The organism is Ruegeria sp. YTSC003, from assembly GCF_059609785.1.
Map to the genome: position 1 here is coordinate 521015 of NZ_JBXWMK010000001.1, position 21658 is coordinate 542672.

Annotated in this window: 22 protein-coding genes; 9 read left to right on the plus strand and 13 right to left on the minus strand. The window is 52.1% G+C overall.

The features are described from left to right. Positions 1–76: 76 nt before the first annotated feature. Complete coding sequence (locus AC2FFH_RS02600) at positions 77–1003, minus strand: hypothetical protein (protein WP_496765323.1); 927 nt, start codon at positions 1001–1003, stop codon at positions 77–79. A 937-nt stretch (positions 1004–1940) separates the two neighbouring features. On the opposite strand from AC2FFH_RS02600, the gene AC2FFH_RS02605 reads away from it, so the two are divergent. Together AC2FFH_RS02605 and AC2FFH_RS02610 are read left to right on the plus strand one after the other, a co-directional pair. Then, positions 1941–3062: a restriction endonuclease gene (locus AC2FFH_RS02605; RefSeq protein ID WP_496843674.1), complete on the plus strand. Its 1122-nt coding sequence runs from the start codon at positions 1941–1943 to the stop codon at positions 3060–3062. 256 nt (positions 3063–3318) lie between these two features. Then, the gene (locus tag AC2FFH_RS02610) at positions 3319–5250 is read left to right on the plus strand and encodes an ATP-dependent helicase (RefSeq protein ID WP_496843676.1); all 1932 of its coding nucleotides are present in this window, start codon (positions 3319–3321) and stop codon (positions 5248–5250) included. Positions 5251–5464: 214 nt separating this feature from the next. On the opposite strand, the gene AC2FFH_RS02615 is transcribed toward AC2FFH_RS02610, so the two are convergent. From AC2FFH_RS02615 to AC2FFH_RS02665, 11 genes are all read right to left on the minus strand, one after another. Next, a complete protein-coding gene (locus AC2FFH_RS02615; RefSeq protein WP_496843678.1) occupies positions 5465–5650 on the minus strand; it encodes a hypothetical protein in 186 nt (61 codons plus the stop codon). A gap of 278 nt (positions 5651–5928) precedes the next feature. Then, complete coding sequence (rpsD, locus tag AC2FFH_RS02620) at positions 5929–6549, minus strand: 30S ribosomal protein S4 (protein ID WP_058275494.1); 621 nt, start codon at positions 6547–6549, stop codon at positions 5929–5931. A gap of 200 nt (positions 6550–6749) precedes the next feature. Continuing rightward, positions 6750–7250, minus strand: a complete 501-nt coding sequence (locus AC2FFH_RS02625; protein WP_496769130.1) for a hypothetical protein — start codon at positions 7248–7250, stop codon at positions 6750–6752. A gap of 413 nt (positions 7251–7663) precedes the next feature. Beyond that, positions 7664–8407, minus strand: a complete 744-nt coding sequence (locus AC2FFH_RS02630; protein WP_496843680.1) for a hypothetical protein — start codon at positions 8405–8407, stop codon at positions 7664–7666. A 370-nt stretch (positions 8408–8777) separates the two neighbouring features. Then, the gene (locus tag AC2FFH_RS02635; RefSeq protein WP_496769156.1) at positions 8778–9395 is read right to left on the minus strand and encodes a 3'-5' exonuclease; all 618 of its coding nucleotides are present in this window, start codon (positions 9393–9395) and stop codon (positions 8778–8780) included. 508 nt (positions 9396–9903) lie between these two features. Beyond that, positions 9904–10557 (minus strand): DUF3299 domain-containing protein, encoded by a 654-nt coding sequence (locus AC2FFH_RS02640; protein ID WP_496843682.1) that lies wholly within the window; start codon positions 10555–10557, stop codon positions 9904–9906. A gap of 18 nt (positions 10558–10575) precedes the next feature. Continuing rightward, entirely contained in the window at positions 10576–11901 is a 1326-nt protein-coding gene (locus AC2FFH_RS02645) for an ABC transporter permease (protein ID WP_496739440.1), read from the minus strand. A 77-nt stretch (positions 11902–11978) separates the two neighbouring features. After that, positions 11979–12665: an ABC transporter ATP-binding protein gene (locus AC2FFH_RS02650; RefSeq protein WP_496736462.1), complete on the minus strand. Its 687-nt coding sequence runs from the start codon at positions 12663–12665 to the stop codon at positions 11979–11981. 29 nt (positions 12666–12694) lie between these two features. After that, on the minus strand, positions 12695–13804 hold the full coding sequence (locus tag AC2FFH_RS02655; protein WP_496843684.1) for an HlyD family secretion protein: 1110 nt from the start codon (positions 13802–13804) through the stop codon (positions 12695–12697). Between the two features lie 83 nt (positions 13805–13887). Next, a complete protein-coding gene (gene gntH / locus AC2FFH_RS02660) occupies positions 13888–15342 on the minus strand; it encodes a guanitoxin biosynthesis MBL fold metallo-hydrolase GntH (protein ID WP_496724566.1) in 1455 nt (484 codons plus the stop codon). Positions 15343–15346: 4 nt separating this feature from the next. Continuing rightward, entirely contained in the window at positions 15347–15655 is a 309-nt protein-coding gene (locus tag AC2FFH_RS02665; protein ID WP_496769140.1) for a hypothetical protein, read from the minus strand. A 108-nt stretch (positions 15656–15763) separates the two neighbouring features. On the opposite strand from AC2FFH_RS02665, the gene AC2FFH_RS02670 reads away from it, so the two are divergent. The 6 genes from AC2FFH_RS02670 (at position 15764) to AC2FFH_RS02695 (ending at position 20560) form a co-directional block, all read left to right on the plus strand. After that, positions 15764–17125 (plus strand): tetratricopeptide repeat protein, encoded by a 1362-nt coding sequence (locus AC2FFH_RS02670; RefSeq protein WP_496843687.1) that lies wholly within the window; start codon positions 15764–15766, stop codon positions 17123–17125. 420 nt (positions 17126–17545) lie between these two features. After that, on the plus strand, positions 17546–17803 hold the full coding sequence (locus AC2FFH_RS02675; protein ID WP_496769145.1) for a YjhX family toxin: 258 nt from the start codon (positions 17546–17548) through the stop codon (positions 17801–17803). Positions 17804–17813: 10 nt separating this feature from the next. Next, positions 17814–18335, plus strand: coding sequence for a GNAT family N-acetyltransferase (locus tag AC2FFH_RS02680; protein ID WP_496769147.1), 522 nt, complete (start codon positions 17814–17816; stop codon positions 18333–18335). A gap of 263 nt (positions 18336–18598) precedes the next feature. Further along, positions 18599–19489 (plus strand): DMT family transporter, encoded by an 891-nt coding sequence (locus tag AC2FFH_RS02685; protein ID WP_496843689.1) that lies wholly within the window; start codon positions 18599–18601, stop codon positions 19487–19489. A 43-nt stretch (positions 19490–19532) separates the two neighbouring features. Beyond that, positions 19533–19865, plus strand: coding sequence for a protein tyrosine phosphatase family protein (locus AC2FFH_RS02690; RefSeq protein ID WP_496723918.1), 333 nt, complete (start codon positions 19533–19535; stop codon positions 19863–19865). Positions 19866–19909: 44 nt separating this feature from the next. Beyond that, entirely contained in the window at positions 19910–20560 is a 651-nt protein-coding gene (locus AC2FFH_RS02695) for a glutathione S-transferase family protein (RefSeq protein WP_496778698.1), read from the plus strand. A gap of 31 nt (positions 20561–20591) precedes the next feature. On the opposite strand, the gene AC2FFH_RS02700 is transcribed toward AC2FFH_RS02695, so the two are convergent. Beyond that, entirely contained in the window at positions 20592–21182 is a 591-nt protein-coding gene (locus AC2FFH_RS02700; protein WP_496723914.1) for a TetR/AcrR family transcriptional regulator, read from the minus strand. A gap of 138 nt (positions 21183–21320) precedes the next feature. Here AC2FFH_RS02700 and AC2FFH_RS02705 point away from each other — a divergent pair, with 138 nt between their 5' ends. Beyond that, positions 21321–21656 (plus strand): TrmO family methyltransferase domain-containing protein, encoded by a 336-nt coding sequence (locus AC2FFH_RS02705; protein ID WP_496843780.1) that lies wholly within the window; start codon positions 21321–21323, stop codon positions 21654–21656. The last annotated feature ends 2 nt before the right edge of the window (positions 21657–21658 follow it).

The window sequence follows — 21658 nt, forward strand, 5'->3', positions numbered from 1 at the left end:
CTCCGTGTCAGTGGACGGTATCAGAAAATTCGGCTGACCGCTCTTCGAAGTCAGCCGGGCTTACGCGGTCAAGGAATTAGGCCATAAAGGCGAAATCATCTATCGTGTAGCCGCTGAAATCCAGATCAATGGCTGAAGCCAGTTCCGCTGCAACCGAGTCGTCGACCGAGTAACCTAGGTCTTTCAAAGCATCCGCTGTCATCTGAGACATAAAGTTGCCATTCACATTAAAGACTGTCGTCATCAGTTCATCTCCAAAGGCCGCTTCTTCCCAATGGCCCAATGTGCCTTCTGTTTCGACCAGTGGCAGATTGCCGTCGGTGTCCAATGCTCCGCCGGTATATTCGATGACGTTAAATCCATCTCTGGGGTTTTTTGTGGTCAGATCCGGGACGAACTCCGGATCGCTTAGAAAGTCGCGCACGCCAGAAACTTCCCAAAGCGTACCAAGACCCAATACATGCATCATTTCGTGCAGAGCCAAATCATCCAAAGTTCCGAGATCCAGCAGAGCCGACAGGTCGTTGGTATCGAAGATGATCTCGCCTGTTACTGGCAGCCCGTCGGGCGTCCCGTTATCGGAAGACCGAACTGAAGTCGGACGACCCTGCGCGACTGTGCCACCTAGAATGTCGATGTCGGCAAGTGACAGATCAATCTGCACATCGTCGATGCCTTCGTCTTCGGTCAGACCGGCTGTGATGAGGCGCGACAAGTAATCTGCGGCGGAAGCTATTGCGCTCATTGCATCAAGCGTCCAACCTTCTCCCATGAACCTCAGATCGATGTTGAAATTATCAATAGCCTCGATGCCAAGAGCAGCGTCGGCTTCGACATCCGCAAGACCACTGGAGAATGTATAGCTCACCGTTGTGGAGTCGCCGCCGTCTCCTCCGCCGCCACCGCTTGGCGGGCCGCCGCGACCTCCGCCGTTACCGCCTTTGGCCGCAGCCCATTCGAATTCAACGCCGTCGTCTTCAAAACCCAGATCAACAAATCTCATAATGCACCTCTCCCTTTATAATAGAGGCGCTGGACCACCCACTCCCGCGCGATTAGATAACAGATGATATTTGGCACATATCCGTCAAAATCCAAAAAATCCTCGTTTGGCCCGCCTGATTGTCGTTGCGTGTCAGACAATGCACAAGAGCCGACGCAACTGTTTTGGATGTCGTGCCGATTTGACACAATTCGAAATGAATCCGCCAGGAGAGTTACCAGCGCGCGAATCATCCATATGATCTCGGTAAAGTTCAGCCTTTTTTCTGAACCTCACGGTCCAGAAAGTCCGCGATCCGAACTGTGTTTTTCGCGGCCACCTTGAGCAAGTTGTCGTTGATACACCAAAATTTTGGCCCATGGTCGGCGGGCTGCGAACTCTAGCTAAAGCGCGGTGGACCGATTTTCAGGGTGCGCTGGGATGATCTGGCTCGTCCAGCGAATGCTCACTGCGTCCGCAAATGAGATATCCGCGTCGAAAACTTCGCTGCGCCTAGAACGAACAGCCGCTTTTCTTTCTGCAACGCAGCTGATGGTTTGGTCAATTAGATTGCTGCATCTGCGAGTATCGGTGCCGGACCATGTCTACTTTGGGCTCGAAGCTGTCGTTCGCCGCACAGTGCGTCAGTGACAGCTATCCGGACAAACCGGACAATCATCTTTAATCCGCGTCCGATGAAACTTCGTACATCTGGTATGCAGACGCGGACTAAATTTAAAGAGGCCATATAGTTAGCAATCGACCATCGTCTCATAAATGATGTCATCATTGGGCTGGTGCCACTGCCGGTCCTCGATGGCCACAAAATCAGCAAAGGCAAGCTGGCCGACAACGAAGCTTTTGAAATACAGCGGGAATAACTATTGGCCCTGATCCGCTCTGAGGTCGAACCTGAGAACCAATTGTGAATAGAACGTGCCTGCTGCGCACGTTTTGGTTGACCAAGCAGCTACAAAAACGTGTATTGGGGCAGATAGAACGGAATTGCTCTGAGCAAAAAAACAATAGAAAAGAATATTTTATGTCCAACTCAACTGTTTGGGGAGTCCACATGGGCTCGCATGTCGGGGACCGACCAATCGAAGGAGGCTACGTGGCAATCGGTTGGTCCGCTATTGGCGATTTAACCAAAATTGCGCCTGATCGTGACGCGTTCAAGGCTGCATTAGTTAAAGCCTATCCAGACAAAAAAGCCGGGGCAGTTCCAGTTGATGCTGGTTCAATGTTCAAGTTTCTGCATGAAATTCAACCTGGAGACATAGTAGTATACCCCTCGAAATCCGACCGCATGGTGAATATCGGGCGTTTCACAGGGCAAGTTGTATATGTCGAAAATGACCCTGACGAATACCCTACGCGTCGGAAGGTCGAATGGCTAAAACATATTCCGCGTGACGAATGCAGCCAAGCAGCTCTTAATGAAATAGGTTCGTTCCTGACCCTGTTTCGGGTGCGTCGTTACGCCAATGAGTTTTTGGCAAAGTCCAATCTCATCACAACCGAAAACGCCAACGTGGCTACAAACGCATCGGCAGAACAACAAGACGAAATAGCAGATGACGACACCGCAACTGTGTCTGCGGCTATTCAAGCCGAAGCGAGCACTAGTGATTTCATAATTAAGCGCCTAATGACAGAACTCACTGGGCACCAGTTCGAAGAACTTATTGCGCATTTGTTGGAATGTATGGGCTACACCGCTCGCGTAACCCCAAAATCAGGTGACGGCGGCGTCGATGTCATTGCCCACATGGACCCATTGGGTTTTCAGCCGCCCATTGTGAAGGTGCAGTGCAAGCGGACTACTGGTCAAACGCCGCGACCAGACGTAGACCAGTTGCTTGGGACTTTAGGTGACGGGGAGTACGGCCTGTTCGTAAACCTCGGCTCATTTGCCCGTGGTGCGGTTGAGCTGGAACGAAATCGGGCAAAGCTGCGGCTGATAAACGGTGAACAGTTTGTGGAATTGATCTTTGAACACTATTCGCAATTGTCACCGCGCTATCGGGCTTTGATTCCGCTAAAGCAAATTTTCGTTCCGGACCTTCAGCAAGACTGATCTAGGCGCTTCATTCACTATTTTTGAAACATAGGGAATGCGCACAAAATGCAGGCCTCGGAACTTCTCGTGTGTGCCGAATAGAGCCACAACTGAAAGTATGAATTCGCTGCAATCACAACAATGTCGCTAATCACTGACCAAATCAGTCCTTTGAATGATTAACCCTGCGAACAACGCATTGACAACACGAATTTTTTCTACAATTTACTCCACTTAAAGGTGAGCATTTCTTAAATAACATTCGGAGAAAGTTATGGCTTGGTTTGATGGATTAACACCAGGTACACAGGCACACAGTATCGCATCGACTACGAACGCACGCGTTCGCGTCGTTGCTGGTCCAGGCACTGGAAAGTCATTTGCGATGAAGCGCCGGGTGGCTCGTCTACTGGAAGCTGGTGTAGCACCTGATCTCATTCTTCCGGTCACGTTCACGCGAGTTGCGGCGCAGGACCTTCACCGCGAACTGGTCAATATGGGCGTTCCCGGATGCAATGCACTTCAAGCACATACCCTTCACAGCCTTGCTCTTAGAATGCTCACTCGAAACCACGTTCTAGCTGCAACTGGGCGCGTACCCCGCCCCCTGAACGAATTCGAGACGGATGCAATGGTTTGTGACCTCATGACTGCTCACGGTGGGAAAAAGGCTGTAGAGAGTTTGAAACAAGCCTACGAGGCGGCGTGGGCGCGCCTCAATCACCAAACGCCAGGATATGCACCCTCCGCCGAGGAAGCTGCGTTCCAACACGACCTACTGGAATGGCTTCGCTTTCATGAGGCGATGTTGATAGGGGAGGTGATTCCAGAAACCTACCGCTACCTTTCTGCCAATCCAGCCGCGCCAGAACGCGCAGAATTCAACCACATCTTGGTCGATGAATATCAGGATTTGAACAAGGCGGAGCAAGCAATCATCGAATTACTATCTGGCGCAGCGGACGTCTGCATAGTCGGTGACGACGATCAATCGATCTACGGTTTCAAACACGCCCACCCGGATGGCATTCGTGATTGGCTAGTAGCCAACGTAGGAGCCGACGATCTGAGCCTTGTCGATTGCCACCGCTGCCCGACTAGTGTTGTTGACATGGCAAATGCTCTCATCGCCCGCAACGTACACCGTCCGGTGCCGCGTTCGCTGCTCTCTATCGCTGCGAAGGGGCCGGGCTCGGTTAGTATTCTCCAGTACCCGAACCTGAACCGAGAGGTCGCAGGCGTCGTGGCCACAATCCAACAAATGATCGCCGCCGGCACTCCAGCAGGAGACATTTTGGTATTAGCCCAGAGCCGCGCCGTCGGGACGCCGATCTACGAAGCGCTTCTTGCTGGTGGAGTTGCTGCCCGATCCGAATACACAGAATCCGAGCTCGAGCGGGAGGCGGCTCAACGTTCGTTTGCCTTACTGAAGTTGTTCGCCAATCAGGACGACCGGGTCGCGCTGCGCTGGCTGGTGGGGCAGAACGGACACAATTTCCATGCTGCGGGTTACAAACGTGTTCGCGACCATTGTGAAGCGACCGGGTTGTCGCCGTGGCAGGCTCTCAGTCAGTTGAGTGCGGGCACATTGCGCATTCCATACACAGGGCCCATCGTGAATGATTTCAATGCGCTCGTGGCGACACTGAATGGGCTTGCTGCGCTCCCAGATCTCGCTGCCGTGGTCGATGCGTTGTTCCCAGCAGGTAAGGTCGACACCCGAGAACTACGCGAGATCGCCATCGGATTGATTACCGCCGATCCGTCCATGGACGCCCAGGCTTTGGTCAGCGAATTGGTTTCTGCCATAGCTCAGCCGGAAATCCCGACAGAAATCCAAGAAGTCCGGATAATGAGCTTGCATAAGAGCAAAGGGCTGAGTTCACCCGTGACGATTATCGCTGGGTGCGTGAACGGCCTGCTGCCCAGAGCACCGAAGAACTCACTGACCCCGATCGAAAAGCAGCACTACAACGAAGAGCAGCGCAGGCTGTTCTTTGTAGGCATAACGCGAGTGAAAGCCGACCCAGCCAACGGAAAACCCGGTACACTCATACTGACATACTCTCAAGAAATGCCGTTGGCAGAAGCGATGAAGGCAGGGATAGCACCGGCTTCCGTCAACTATGGAACAGCCATTTTGCAAGCGAGCCCGTTTATTGCGGATATGGCACCGGCGGCCCCTCCAGCTGTTGCCGCGCCGTAGAAAGGAGAGGCGCGACAAGGTAGGTCTTTCCGTAGGCTGTTTGGATCGGTTCGACGTTTCAGAGGTTGGACGGGTGGCGAAAACTCACCACCCTAGCAGGCTAAGACGGGTTCGCCGCCGTTCCTGCCCCCGCGCTTGATCCGGACCACCGTCCAGCGTCTCCCACGGTCCCCACGCTTATCGGGTCTGGGTCCCCATTGTTTTTGGGGTTAGGTCAGAACTTGTGCATCGACATTGGCAACAAATCTTCCAAGTCCATTGCTGCCCGATCAATCTCTGTTCCGTCTTGGTAAGTGATCACGTGCTTATAATCATCCCGCAGCCCCCGTGCCTCATCAATTATGTCTTCCAGCTTCAGGTGGAACTCTTTCAGTTGTTTCTTTCTGGTTGTCTTTGTCATTTTGGGCTCCTGCTTTCCTTGAGGTGTCCTTTCCCTATCCATTGTTGTCGATTGGCCGGGGGTAGAACACCCCCGGTGATTCTGAATTTCTCGGAGCGGTTGTGAGAGGTCGAAAATTTTTATCGACTTGACCCATTGGTAGGTCGGAAAAATTTTCGTAACAGGCAGGATTTATAGGCGGGAAATGACGAAACGCTTACAATTCGCTTACAAAAAGTAAAAAGCCCCCGAATATCGGAGGCTTTTCAATGTCTTAACGGACTGATCCGTCAGGCAAATTAGTTCTTCGCGTAGAATTCGACGACCAGGTTCGGCTCCATGACGACCGGGTACGGCACATCGCCCAGGCCCGGCGCGCGAACGAAGGTCGCTGTCATTTTCGAGTGGTCGGCGTCGATGTAGTCAGGCACGTCACGCTCGGCCAGAGCGGCAGCTTCCAGAACAACGGCCAGTTGCTTGGATTTGTCGCGTACTTCGATTACGTCGCCTTCTTTGACACGGTAGCTAGGGATGTTGACCCGCTTGCCGTTCACTTTGACGTGGCCGTGGTTCACGAACTGACGTGCAGCAAAGACAGTTGCAACAAATTTGGCGCGGTAAACAACAGCGTCCAGACGACGCTCCAGCAGGCCGATCAGGTTTTCACCGGTGTCGCCGTTCACACGTACGGCTTCGGCATAGATGCGGCGGAATTGCTTCTCGGTCAGGTCGCCATAGTAGCCTTTCAGCTTCTGCTTGGCGCGCAGCTGCAGACCGAAGTCCGACAGCTTGCCCTTGCGGCGCTGGCCGTGCTGGCCGGGGCCGTACTCACGACGGTTGACTGGGGATTTCGGACGACCCCAGATGTTTTCCCCCATCCGGCGGTCAATTTTGTACTTGGCAGACGTGCGTTTGGTCACGGCTGATCTCCTTCTTTAGGTCGAGGCCCACACAGGCCACTATGAAGGGCGTTGTCCTCTTGAGGTTTCCCCCATGACAGGAATCCCCTTACGGGGCCCACCAACACCAATGAAGCCGCGCTTATATCCGCAGAACTGGCGGAGTCAACACGACTATGGTTTTTTTGCTATGTGCGAATGCAGGCAGCCTGATTGGAACCTTAGTCTGCTACGCGTCGGACGCCCGCAACTGCGTTTTCCCACCCATTATCCATCGGCGACCGCGTCGGGAAAGCGACAACGGTTTGGTCCGGGAGGCTGGAATTGCTTTCGCTTTCAAACTCGGTATACGCGCTGACCCAGAATTCCTGATCGCGCGCAGGATACCCGTTTTCGAAAACCAGCGTCGGGTGTGTGTCTCCGGCAACCGAAAACAATAGCGCCGTGTACTTTTGTGCGCCATTGGTCAAAACGATACGACCCAGTGCTCCGTCTGCCAGATTCGGCGGCGGCGCTATGCTGCTTAGCACTTTTGATGCGTATGCTTCGGCCTGACCCGACAACACAAGGCCCTGTTCGGCCGGACTGGCCAATGAAAGAGCCTGCCCACGCCACGACCATGCGGCTCCTACTTTCAAAAAAGACTGAGGCGCCGCCTCAAGTCCGTTTAACTCTGTCTGCGTCCACGAAATGGATATGCGACCGCTGTCCCCGGCTGTCATTGTATCCGCCTGTACCTTTCAACAAATCACTGCTTACTGCACCTTCTTATCAGGACAGAATCTGGCGGAAAAGAGACCGAAGTGCAGCAATCACGTAAATGTTTCCGGTGTGTCAAGTCAAACTGATACTAAAAGCGAAATTAATTCAACCTTAGATTGTTTCTGACAAATAACGACGCACTAGCCTCAAGAAATCTCAAAGCGATTCTCTACTCAAATATTTGTTTTTAAATTGCAAAATAAGCCTAGGGTATTCGCTCTTCGTGTACCACCAATTCCAAGCGGTATTTTGGAAACCATGATATTCCGGTTCATCCAATCCTATCTGGGCCTCCGATTTGAGACGTCCGATCGTTGCATTGCAGCAACTAAATTGGGCAGCGGTACCAATCTGGGCCTGCCCTTGCTTCAACTCAACAATGGGTGCCATCCGACCGCTTCAGCTTTTCCAAGTACGCGCGTTTCGCGGCCGCCACCTCTTCATCGCTCAAATTCGACCGGTTCAGGTCCACAAAGTAGTCTGCGCCTCCGGCTGGCTGGACGTTCCGATTTTCACTTGTGATGAGCCTGTCGGATCTCACGTTCAGAATGGAAAGTGCCTTGATCAACGGGAAATCGTGATCGCCCAGACCAGAAACGTTGACAGATTCGACCTCGGCACGCGGTGAAACCACTTCATTCACCCGGCGCACCACCGCCTCAAGATCTGCACCCTGTTGCAACGCCCTCCCGTATTGTGACAGATCCTCGCGGATTCTGTGGCTGCGAAGGTTTTGCCAATACGTACTTCTGATCCAATCGGCCGCGTTTCTGGTCGTAAATAGAAAGATAATGCGATCCCCGGCATCAGTCAGGCGCAAGACCTCATCCAACAGAGTTTTGGCAAGAACGTGCGTTTGCTCATATGACCAAACCCCTTTGCGAGCGGGGATCAAACCAGCGAATTCTTCATTGCTGATCAGCAGGGGTTTGCCACCATGGTCCGCAAAAGGCTTCAGCGCCTCGCGAACGATTGCTCCGAAATTGCGAAGGGTGCGATCCTTGGGGGCGACCGCATACCGCCGCGCGGCCAGGCTGGCTTCTTGCAAGTCATCAGGCAAAAGAACATTCACGCGATCTTTCAGGTATCCCCGATTTTTCGAGAGCGTCTTTTGCAAGGTCGTTGTGCCCGTTTTATGAAAACCTTGATGAATTACGACCTTCAAAACATAACGTCCCGTTCGTCCTTGGCCTGCGTGGTGTTGGGCTTTCAAAAAAAGCCAAACTTGCTCAACACAGGTTTGGCGCTTCTTTGGTCAGACCAATTTGAATGTAAAATGACCCATAGTTTGCCCATTTGGCAAACACTTTTGGCATGCAAATCATAGCCTTAATCGAGACCCATCTTTGAATGTTACTCTTTGGCGCCCATAAAATACACATAGCATGCACATTAAATCTAAATACTATTTCTCATGAAATTTGAGCCCTCAGTTTGAGCTGATGGTTGTTTTAATGCCTTACGGCCCACGAAGTCGCCCTCTCGCACTACTGAAAATCAAAGACCAACTGCTGTGAGGCATTCAGCAGCCCGATTTTTCGCCCCATTGAAGCTTCTGCTTTCAAAGTAACTTCGGCAGCAGCACGTGCATCTTCTCCGGCATCATGGTGTTTGAATTGAAGCCCTAACACCTTCTTGAGATTGGCCAGACCATGCCCACCATTGCCCCGCAACTCCGGCCAGGCTTGGCGAGCGATGGTAACGCTGTCTGACCATACCGACTTCAACACTTGAAGTCCTGCAAGTCGGCACGCTGCATCAAAGGCTTTCTCATCGTAACGGCTATGTTGAATAAGCGGATTTGCTTCAAGAACCGGACGCAGGTCTGGCAGTACTTCTGCAAATTTGGGGGCGTTTTTGACAGTCGCAGCATCAATGCCATGCAATCGGGTGTTGCCTGCAGCGAATGGCGTGCAGGGATCGATGTATGCACTATAAGTTACAATTGAGCTGTCAAACCCAACAAAAGCGAGGCCAATTTGACAGATGCTCGCGATATCGTACCCGGCAGTCTCGACGTCCACAGCTATGAACCTAAGGTTGTCGCTCAGCGGTTCGACCTGATTGAAACAGGTTGGTAAAGACAAAGATGCAGCAATGGCCATGATAACGACTTTCACACGCTCACTGACTGATGCAAAGCCCGACCAGTAGCTGAGCAAAGCAGCCAGGCTTCTTTTCCTGACCACGCAGCACATGATAGCAGTCATTGGTACAGATTGTAGCGAACAGCGTAAGAGAGCCCAAACTAACGGATGCTGCGACACGCACGAAAGGCGGCTTACAGGGCGGTATGCGATTCGATCAAGAAATCAGATCAATAAGGCAAAGAGACAACATGATCGATCAAGAGCAGTGAAAGAGAGTTCTCGCTACTTACGGTAAGCAGGTCAACCAGCGTGGGTTGCCGGATGTACTTGTGAAACCCGTACGCGCGGAATGGTGTGGTCACGAAATGGCGGATCGTGACAAAAAAATCGCCCTATTGATCATCAAGGAGCTTCAGAAGAGATTTGCAGCGTCACATCTGCACGAACCAAAGATCCTGATACAGGGGTGCGGTGCAAAGATTTATCCCGGTGAAGCCATAGAACGGACCTCTAGTCTGACTGATCAGTCATAGATTTCTACCGACAGCGCATCCATCGCATATGAGGTTTCGATATTTGCCTGGCCGTCCACGTAATTGAGTGACTGGGACCTGCTCAGTGCCCGCATTTCCCCGCTTATCCAGACAGGCTTATATAACTCGTCGATTTCGAAGCCTTGTTCGTATCGCACATAAACCATCTGATTGGCTGGAGGTGGTGGTGTGTGAATGCAGGCTCCAACTGTCGGAACCAGAAGGAATTCGACCGCCTTCTGGTCGACAATATCCAGGGGAAGGAGATAGCCGGGAAGACGCACGTTCTCCCCCAAAAGGTCAAGGTTCGGTTCGCGCGCGGCAATCAACCGTTGGTTCATCACAATTTCGCGTTGTTCAAACAACCAATCTGGGTCAAGGCCTTGAGATACGAGGTCTTCGCGGATCTGAAACGCTTCGGCGCGCTTCTCGTCATCCGCAGTGTCCGCATGCAGAATCTCAATCCGATAAAGCATGGCCAACGCATTGACCTGAGAATACTCTAGGGTGGCAAAAGGATCGTGGTAAGGCCGCTCTTCAGGAAGGAGATCCCGCCAACTTATGTTGCGCGGATCCGCTGCTAGAAGAGGCCCCGCAATCGCAAAGGCGAATAAGATATTCAGAAAATGCGCAATGGTCTTCATTTCAGCGGATCCTTTTATTCAAAGCCGCACCGACAGTCCGTCTGATAGCGTCATACGGTACACCCTTAACGCAGGTATAATACTGGCAAGAAGACCAGAGCAGAAAACTAGGGCTATGAGAAGAACCTCGCGAAAACTCGGCAGGCCAACACCGATGCGAAGCCCAAAATTTGCGGCAAGAATCGGATCTATCACGAGCGTGAGAGCGCTGAGCGCGATTACTCCAAGCACGATGCCGGCCGACAACAATAAAACGGCTTCAAGCAAGATCAGGGAAAAGACGCCGGCTGGTGTTGCGCCCACGGATCGAAGGATCGCAAATTCACGCCGCCGGTTGTCGAGTGAAGCAGACAACATGACCACCATGCCGATCATTCCAGCCACTGCCACAGCGCCTGCCATCAGACGCAGCGCTGTCTCGGCCGTACTGGTAATCGACCAAAGCTGCAACAGCGCAACATTAGGAAGAACAGCGGTCAGTGCCTCGTCGCGATGGTCTGCCAGTTGCCGTTGAACTGAAAGCACCGCCGTTTTCTCCTCCAGCCCGGCAAAAATCGCGTTGATGGTCCCCGGTTCATGATCATGGCCATCGTGATCGTGCCCGTCAGAGGTCGTGACAGTTTGCCCCTCGTCTTCATGGCCGCTTCCGTGAGCATGACGGTCGTCATGTTCCTGATGCCCTTCTTCGTGCTCGTCGGGCTCGTCTAACTCCACATGGTCATGGTCTTCGTGTTCTCTGGCGACTTCTGGTACTTCGATCAAAACGAATGGGTCCGCAACCTCTGACGCAGGTTCTTCGTGCAAGGCGTCAAAACCCTCGAGTGAGACAAAAACCATTCTGTCGACGGCCGTCCCGGTATGCCCCAGCACGCCGGTCACTGTGAATGGCGCTTCGTCGTGCACATCAAAGGCGACTTCCCCTGAGCCATGGGCATTCACGATTTCAGTGCCTGACGTGTACCCGAAAGCCTGAGCAACTTCTGCTCCAATCACTGCACCATCTGGAGATTTAAACGGAACACCTTCAGCAAATATCAGTTGCCGGCCGCCACTATGACGAAAGTGGTCAAAATATTGCTCGGACGTTCCGATCACGGGATATCCACGGTGGTTGTCACCCATCATGATTGGCACTGCCCAGCTTATCTGGGGCAGATCTTCGATCATCTCGTAGCTATCCCAGCTGATACCAGCGCCAGTTGTGCCGACACCAAAAACCGTTGCCATCAGGATCTGCACATCGTTTCCGCGTGCCGCAATGATCAGATCGATCCCTGATGCAGAATTGGCAAAACCCGCTCGTGCCTCTGTTCGCAGTCGTTCAACCCCAACAATCAAAGCCACGCTCAAGGCAATGCTAAGAACAGTTAACGCAGCGATAAAACGGCGATTGAGAAGGCTTTTATAACAAAGATTGAACATCACGTTTTGCCTGCGTTCAGCATCGGCAAGTCAACGCTCCGATCGAATTGTTTTTCTAGGCTGCGATCATGGCTGACAAATAACAAACTCGCCCCTGATGCTTTGCATTCCTTCAACAACAACTGGACAAACGTGTCTTTCGCTTCCTCATCCAAAGCCGAGGTGGGTTCATCCGCCAAAACTACTTCAGGCGCCCCTATCAGAGCACGCGCCGCCGCAACGCGTTGTTGCTGCCCAACACTCAGTGCGCTGGCAGGTCGATCGATCAGCTCAGCATCCTCGAGACCCAGCTCACTTAGCAACCGTGTTGCGGTAGCTTTGGGGTCTGGCCCCGACCGATTGCGCCGTTGCACTGAAAACCGGCAGGGCAGCAACGTGTTTTCAAGCGCACTGAGCCAAGGCAAGAGATTAAAGACCTGGAAAACAATCCCCAAATGATCCACGCGAAAACGGTCACGATCACCTCCGGCCAAAGCCCCGACATCCGTGCCTGCAACGCGAACCGCGCTTTGCGGTACATCGATCACGCCAGCAATTGCCGAGAGCAACGTGGTCTTTCCGCTGCCACTGGGGCCTCTCATAAACACGCTTTGCCCGGCCTCAAGATCGAAGCTATCGACTGAGAGAACCGGGTCAGATTGACCGGGCCACCGAAACACCAAGGATTTGAGCTCTACAGTTTTCATTGATGACACAGATGCTTTGGCTTGGTTTTTCAAAGATAATTGAGCTTTTTAGTGATCCAGAAAAGGATCTCTGCCAAAACACCAATGGCTCCGGCTTTGTCTGTCTTGACCAAAGCTGTTCCTGACGTTCCAAATTGCAAGGAATTACTGTCTGCATCTGCAGGTAGTTCAACCAATACGATGTAGCTGGATATCCCGGCTAGTTCGCGCAATGAGGGAAGACCTGATCTTAGATCAACAGTACCTTCGACAGTTCCGACCGGAAAATCGGAAATACGGCCGGTAATTTCTCCACCGGGTTCCGTTCTAAATGCAAGCCGGATTTCGTCACCGACCGAGACATTAGCGCGACTAGATTGGGGCAGAGTAGCAATTACTGCATAGTCCCCAGGTTTGACAAAAGTTATTGCCCCTTGTAGCGGAGTGGCGCGGTTGCCTGGTCGGAGTGATACAGCCGTGACAACACCGTTTCCCGGCGCTTTTACAACTGTTTGCTCTAAATCCCAAAGAGCTTGCGCAAGTGTCTGCTCGGCCTCCACAACACCTGCGTCACGCCCGTCGATCTTCGCGGCGATACGTCGCTCAAGGCTTGTCTTCCGGGCTTCTGCTGCGCGGATATTCGCGGTCAACTGGTCGATGGTTGAGACGGCCTCTTGCAGTTGGAACGTGGTTGATGCCCCGCGTTCTTCCAAACGGATGATGTCATCGCGACGCTGAATTCCGAAAGTCAGCTGAGCAGTCAGGGATTCAATCTCGGCCTCGGCAGCTGATAAATCTGATAACAGTTGATCGGCAGATGACTTTGCAGTTTCCAAAACAGCTTCGAGCCGGGAAACCTCGGCTTTGAAAACCTCATTATCTATCCGGAATAGGGTCTCGCCCTTTGCGACTTCCTGGTTTGGCGCCACAACGACTTCTGTAACCGTGCCCGCCACGTTCGGAGCAATATTCGTTGAAACACCCTGAATGGATACCGGGCCAGTCGGAGTTGTGTGGTTCAGCGCACCGATGACCACCAGAGCGATAACAGCGGCTACACCGTAAACCAGAGTTTTCCAGAATCCATTCCAAGGGAGAAGGTGAAACTTGGAAAAGACCAGCCAGACTATTCCAAAGTAGAGGCCAAGTACGATTAACAAGACTTCATTCCTTCGTGATGTTTCCAGAAAAGCTCGAACGACCACCCGAACTTACGAGTGATCGCCCTGTTTGTCATGATGACTTAGTTGTCACCTTGCTCTTCCAACACTTTGCGGTTGGCTTCACGATGGCGCCACGCCGCGCCCATACTCTCTTTCAGATTTTCGGGAAGCGCTTCCAGAGGAACAACCAGATCGTCATCAACTGGCCACTCGGTCAGCAGCTCAGGATGATATCCCTCGGGATAGTACAGCTTAGGATCGATCTCCATATCGCGCACGTAGGGTTCTTGAATGTCTTCGCGCCGATGGGGTGGCTTCGGCACGATCAATTGACCATTGCTAAAGTCAAACTGCGGCGCACGTGAGTTTGGAAACTCGGGCAATATGCCTTCGCGAACCCATATCTGATCTTTGGTGACGTTCACAACGATCCCGTCAGGCGCTCCAAAGTGATAGGGGCCTTTCCAATGCTCTCGGATTTCCGCTACGGTTTCCTCGATCTGATAGGGGTCATAGCTCATGTGAGTGTTCATCAAAAGCCTGGGTTGCACCAGGTTGGCAATGTAGCCGGCCGCATAGCTGGGCGTGTGATGGGTATCGACGGTATACCGCCCGAGGAATGGCGGCACGCCTTGAACTCCGGATGAGATTTCGATGATTTCCTGCTGCTGTTCCGTGACGAAGACATCACAGCCTTTGGCAAAAGGAACATCGATCATGTTGGGTCGACCGTCACCCGTCCAGATGAAGCACATGCCATTCCAATCCATCCGGTATCCGGACGCACCGTCCTTGGCATGGCTTCTTTGCCAGTGTGTGACTTTGACCCCGTCTTCATCATAGATCACGCCACCATTGTCACGGAAATCAAATTCGTTGACTTCGATGTCCCAACCTTTGCCAACGGGAAAGACGCTGAACGCATCCCGGTGCCAGCCGGTCATCATTTTCATGCCTTCTACCATCGTTGCGGTGCCGTACTCCTTGGTGCGGCCGGATGGGCCGTGGACCGTCAACTGCTCGTGCCATCCACCTGCCCAGGTTCCGAACATCCACAGGTACGGCAGCCCACCAAAGTGGTCCACGTGCAGGTGCGTGATGAATACATCGGTAATTTCATTCAGTGCATATCCACTGGCAATGATGTTCGCTGGTGAGCCCTCACCAATGTCAAACATGAAAATCTTACCGTTACCCAGCTCAACAAGAATGGCTGTGTTCATTTGCCCAGGGCGAATGAACGGGGCAGATCCCATGAAGATAATTCTCATCTCGTTGGGCTGTACATCTTCTGTGCGTGGGAACCAGTTTGCCGCACTTTTCAACCACGGTTGAGGAGAGATGCCCTCAAAGGTCAGACCCTCTTTCCAACGTCCCATTGGGACGCCGCCAGTCAGTGCAGCCTCAATATCTTCTTGGGATGAGGGCTCCTGTACCGGAGGAGCCTGACCAAACGCATTTGTGGCGAACAATGTCGCTGCGACGGCGAGTGCGCTGAGTGACTTAATTGACTTCCTCTGTCTGTCTTGCAGCATATTTTCAGTCCTTTGTTCGAGCCTGGGTGAATATGGGAACCACTTCTGAAATGGCTTTCGGGACAATCTCTGAATTGGTGAATCGAGAGAGATGCTCGGCGATTTCCTCGGCTAGCCCGTCTAGGCTTTCGGTGACAGGATCGATCAGACATGGTGACGTCCGCTCATTGACCTTCCGGGCCCTCTCCAACTCGGTTGAGAGCAACTCGAAGTCACCGCAAAGTGCCTCGAATCCACGATGGTTCTTTCGCATAACGCGGATGCGGCTGATTTGGTCCGGAAAAGCGAGCTCTAGTAAGTTGATGTCCGTCATTGCCCTGGCGCCTAGTCCATCTCTGGGCACTAGGCTGAGGGCACATCGCGCAACGCGGAAGGGTTACACCGTGAATTTAGGGTGACATTCAAATATTCATTTGACAGTATGAGGTTGAAAATACAGAGAAACTTGAAGTTTCAGATGCCCGACAGAGAATTGACCCTTGATCCGGAACGTCACGCGACCCGTGTGAAGTACGCGCTGGACCAGGTATTGGCGAGTGACATATTTGGCAAGGCGGAACGCCTTCGGAATTTTCTGAGCTACGTTGTCGAAGAAGCCATTGCGGGTAGATCCGAGGCTATTCTTGGCAAAACAATCGCTCAGGATGTTTACTTCAAGAGTTTTGCCAGTGATGACGGCCACATCAACGTTGTTCGTGTGGATGCGGGACGGTTACGGCGGAAACTTCAGCAGTACTATGAAACGGCAGGTGCTGGAGACGATCTGCGCATTCACATTGATAGCGGCGGCTACGCGCCTTGGTTCGAGGACCGCTCTGGTACAATTCAGAGCAATGTCGATCACACGCCATTCAGGCCAGGATTACCTTGGCGGATTGGTATCCCTGCTGTCACCATAGCGATCATTGCTCTTGCTTACGTCTTGGGCGGGCGCATGGAACAGGTTGTCGACCTCAACCCAAAGACATCCGCGCGCTCACTTGAGCGACAGGCTCTATCCGCTAAATCACCCGCTGCAGTACAGGCGTCAAATTACTGCGATCAAGCTCGGGGCCTGCTGTTTCCAATCGCAACTATCGATAACCAGATCCTGGCCAGCGACGTATTTAGAATGGCAATAAATGAGGCTCCCGATTTTTACTGTGGATATGCCGGATTGGCCCATAGTCTGGGAACCCAGGCTCTACTAACGCGAGGCGAGGAAGAGCGTGACGCGCTGATACTGTATTCAGGACAAATGGCACAGAAAGCTGTGGATATTGCGCCCTCAAACGGCTGGAGCCAATCGGCAATGGCATGGGTGTCTTACGTTTCTGGCGACTATGACAGCGCATTGGAATATTCAGCACTCGCCCAGTCGCTTCGACCCAATGACGGAAACGTTCTGGACTTTCGCGGCGTGATACTACTGGTTATGGGTCGCTTTGAAGAAGCGTATGACGTCAGCGACCCAAGCCACCCCAGAGAGATAGGAAGTCATCGGTTTGCCCACAGGAACATTCACGCGGTTGCCAGTTTTCACATCGGTGAGTTTAGGGAAGCAATCGCATCTTTGAAATTTGCGAGTGACAATGGGGACCCGGTCAGCGCGCTCTCTTTGGTTTATTTGGCGGCTGCCCATCAGAGTTTGGGTGAATTCGAAGAAGCAAAGGCAACACTAAAACAACTTAAACAGTCCTGGCCAGAGTTCAGGCCAGATCTTGTACTAGCTGTGTTTTATTCCAGTCCAGATTTATCAGAAGAGGTGATTTCAGCCTTAACGGATGCGGGATGGCGGTTTTAAGATATACCCTTTCGAGCCATGGTTGGAGACAGGCCCACGCACGTAAAGTGTGTTTTACCGCCAACACAAGCGAACATACCTTGGTAGTTTTATTGAACGCCGAAAGCGGTCATTGGAATTTGTTGTAGCTAACGGCGGAATTGTCCCGCATCTTACCAGTTTAAGCGTCGTGTAGCGAACGCCTGCTTCTCGGCAATAGATGCATTCCGCATGGTCTGTATTTACCTGAACCGATTCAGAGCCTAAGTGCTGACAGTGACTGGGGCAGCGGCCTCTCACAATGGAGATTTTGTGAAAGAGTCCCGGGCCTAACGCCCGTTCCTGCCGACGCAAATTCAGGAACACCCACACTGATAGGCACACTCATGCGCGACGCTGAGTGGCCCGTTTGTTGTACTTTCGTAAAATCGAGACATCCCAATGAACATCTCAAAGCACGAGCAACGTGTTTTGCATGAACTCGCTTTAGGCGGCGAGATAAAATTCGTGCGCGCTGACAACGGCAAGGTCAAATCCGTACAGTGCTTCACACGTTACGGCTTCGTATTCTCAGCTTGCACCTTGGACGTATTCACGCGGCTCAAGGAAAAGCGCTTCATCAAATCCATCAAAGGCGGCCAATACCGCATCACCAAACTGGGCAACACATCCGTGCGCGCCCAAATGAACCAGACTTGAGGAAACACACATGAAAAACGATGACATTGACGCCATTCTAGACGTCCACCGATTGGCATTTGGCGAGGCCGAAGGCGAAGATATAGCTCAGCTCGCCAAGAGCTTCCTTGACCATCCGGAGACGATTTCGATCAGTGCTGCACGGGACAGGAAACTCGCGGGTAATGTGCTGTTCACGCCATTTGTCTTTGCGGATCATCCCGATGCGACATGCTACCTGCTCGCACCGTGCGGCGTTGTTCCAGAATACCAAGGCCATGGCGTTGGAAAAGAAAACATGGAGACTGGCATCGAGCACCTCAGGTCCATCGGAACGGACGCAGTGTTCGTGTTGGGTGTCCCGACATTCTACCCGAGATACGGCTTTGTGCCGACCCAAAAGCAAGCACCTTATCCTGAATTGATGAGAGCGGCTGATGCTTGGATGGCTCTGGAGTTGACCTCAGGTATAGTCGAAAGACTGAGCGGCCCGACAAAGGCTATCCCACAATTCATGCATCCGCATTGGTGGGATACGTCACAACACGGTTGATGTCTGCATCGCCAGCAGAACCAGGCACTCGGTTTCAATGAACGAGTGCCTGGTTCGTCCCGCGATTGAAATCAACTCCACCAAATGCCGCAATTTCCCAATTTGAATGCTATCGCCATCCAATAATACGGTTAGATCAATAATCATACCAATTAGTATGATTATTGTTGACTTGGTGCTCACGCCAACATAATCACACTTGAAAGTATGATTATGAGTGGCCGAACTTCATTTGCTGCTCCTACAACGCAAAGGATACGGCAATGTCTGAAACAACAACCGCTCAACTAGGCAAGAACCTTCGATTCAAAGGAATGTTAATCGCGCTTGTCGGTGCAGCTCTGATGAGCCTCGACCCGGTGTTCATCCGGCTTTCTGGAGTCGATGAACTTGAAACCACATTCCTTTTTGGTTTGTTTACCGCAATTTCCATGGCTGTCGTCATTCAGGTAACTGACAAACGGGGTTTGTTCAAAGTCCTGATCGAAAGCGGGTGGCCTGTGATTGTCGCTGGCATTTTGATGTTGGGCAGCAGCACTGGCCTGGTCTTCGCCATTAAGAACACCTCTGTCGTCAATACCTTCGTAATTCTCAGTGCAATACCCGCCGTTGCAGCTCTGTTTGGTTGGATTTTCTTGCGCGAACGTGTCTCCAAGCAAACGATGTTTGCGATCATCGGGGTTATTGTCGGCATTGTCGTGGTTGTTTCCGGTTCTACCGGTGGCGGTGCCAGCAGTTTATACGGCGACTTGCTTGCCCTGTTTGCCGTTGCCGTTCTGGCACTGATGCTGACATTGCTGCGCAAATTTCCGGACGTTAGCCGCATGGGCGCGGTAGGCTTCGGTGGCTTCCTCGTCGCAGTGGTCATGTTCTTCTTCACCGAACCATCCTCCTTCAGCACCAACACATGGCTGATCATGGGCGTGATGGGTCTTCTTACGGCCCCGTTTGGCCGTGTACTGTCGATGGTTGCGACTCGCTACGCCACAGCGACTGAAGTTTCGATGACCCTGATGCTGGAAACCGTTCTGGCACCAGTTTGGGCATACATTTTCTTCACTGAAGTGCCGGGTGCCAACAGTCTCGCCGGTGGCGCCATCATCTTGATCACCATCACTGCTTACACGCTGTATCTGGCGAAACAGAAGGACTGAAACCGCAAGGTTTCAGTCCTCTTTATGATGACAGGAGTTCAAAATGGACATCAAACAGATCTCAGCCGACTTCAGCGTAAGCTCGCAAATTTTTGAGAATGACCCGACAGCCGTGAAAGACGCTGGATTCAAGGGGATCATTTGCAATCGGCCCGACGATGAGATTGCGGGGCAGCCCAGGTTTGCCGAGATAGACAAGGCAGCGAACAAACTTGGATTGGCTGCCCGCTATGTGCCCGTTCAGCCCAGCGCGGTAACGAGCGAAGATGTGGCTGCATTTATCAAAGCGCTCGGAGATCTCGAAAGCCCAGTTTTGGCGTTCTGTGGGTCGGGTATGCGCTCTGCCTCACTGTGGTCCCTGCTGCACGCAAAGTAACCACTGACTGAACTTCCTGACCAATTTCAAAGCAAGAGGTGACCATGACTAAATTTGAGATTGTAGGTTATGATTTTTGCCCATTCTGCCAACCCACCTTAATCACGCTCAAGGAAAAGGGCGCTGAGTTCAAGGTTACTTACATAGAGCCCGACAAAAAGCCGAAGTGGGTGTACCAGTTATCGCCGCAGGGCGCGACGCCGTTTCTATTGGTGAACGGTAAGCCGCTATTCGAGTCTGCTGCCATGAACGAGTTCGCCAACGACGCAACCAGTGGCGACCTGCATCCCGAGGATGCGTTCCAGAGAGCGCAGAATCGCATGTGGATTGGTCGCAGCTATGATCTGCTGGATCACATCTATGAATTGAAAACCGCCAACGAACAGGTTGTGTTTGAAGTTGAAAAAGAGAAGCTGAGAGCCAAACTCTGCACGATTGACGAGGCTTTGGGCGATAACACGTATTTTAACGGGGGCGATTTCAGCCTGGTAGATACAGCGTTTGCACCTTCACTCCGAGCCATCGTGATACTGGATGAACATTTCTCGACGGGCATACTATCTGAATTACAAAACATCGCTCGGTGGTCCAACAACGTCCTAAAAAGGCCATCGGTTCGGACGTCAGTTGTTGAACACTTTGAAGCCAATTCAGTGGCAAAAATCGCTGCTAGCGAAGCGTTCGTGGTTCGCTAGCGCACGGTTAAGGCGGTGTGCGCACTGAACCCTAAGACTGATTAGAGTTAGCCAATACCATAGTGGTTGCGGCCTCCGCGAGCCGGACGATCTGCTGGTCGTTCGGCTGCCTTCTTCCAAGCAGAGCTTCATCCCGGTAGGCTGAAAGCATCGATGTATAAAGAAGTATCTCCTCGTGGGGATCGGAAATGGACAGCCGTTTTTTGAAGAAATTATATAGTGCGGCATTTGTTTCATCAGGGGCCGCTGTAAAGAAAGTCTCTATGATCTCTGGCGATTTGACACTTTCTGCGGTCAGCAACCTAAAGACACGCATTGGTTCTTCTTGGATGTGCCAGCGGATAAATCCCTCTGCGAAGCCGACTAGCGCTTGTCGCGTATCAGAATGCTCAAGATGGCGAGTGAAGTCCGCATTGCTTGATTGTCCAAGGAACTTGATAGTTGTTCCAAACAATTCGATCTTGGATGGGAAGTAGCGATAGACGGTCTGCTTCGTCACGCCTGCTAGCGAAGCTATCCTGTCCATATTGGCGGCTTCATAGCCCGCCGAAAGAAATTCTTCCCTAGCAGCGTTCAGGATGGAGACGCGCTTCGCTTCTCTCTTTTCTTCCATCTTGCCCATACTGCGGTAACCACTCCCAATATTATCATCCCCATAAGTATGATAATATTGACTCCGGAGCAAGCGCAAGTTAATCACACCGCTCCGTATGATTATTGGAAAGTTCTCTAGATGCTTACCCTCAACCCAATTGGGTGAATCAAAACGCCCGACGAACGACTTGAAGATTGCCCGAACAATGTCGAGGCCGAAGGACCTGAATGTGAAGTCATCTTGTATCAAGAGTTTGCGCCGGGCTTGAAAGGTCTACGTGTCGGCCAATCGGTATTATTGTCATACTGGTTTGAAGGTGTTGAAAGGCCTCTTGTTACACAAACCCGTGGACCAAAGGCCAACGGTAAGGAAGTTGGCACCTTTTCCCTACGTTCTCCGCATCGACTAAACCCAATTGCTGCCTCAACTGTTCCAATTCAGTGGATATCCGACGACAAACTTGGTGTGAGAGGGCTAGACTGCCTCAGCGGAACACGCTGAAA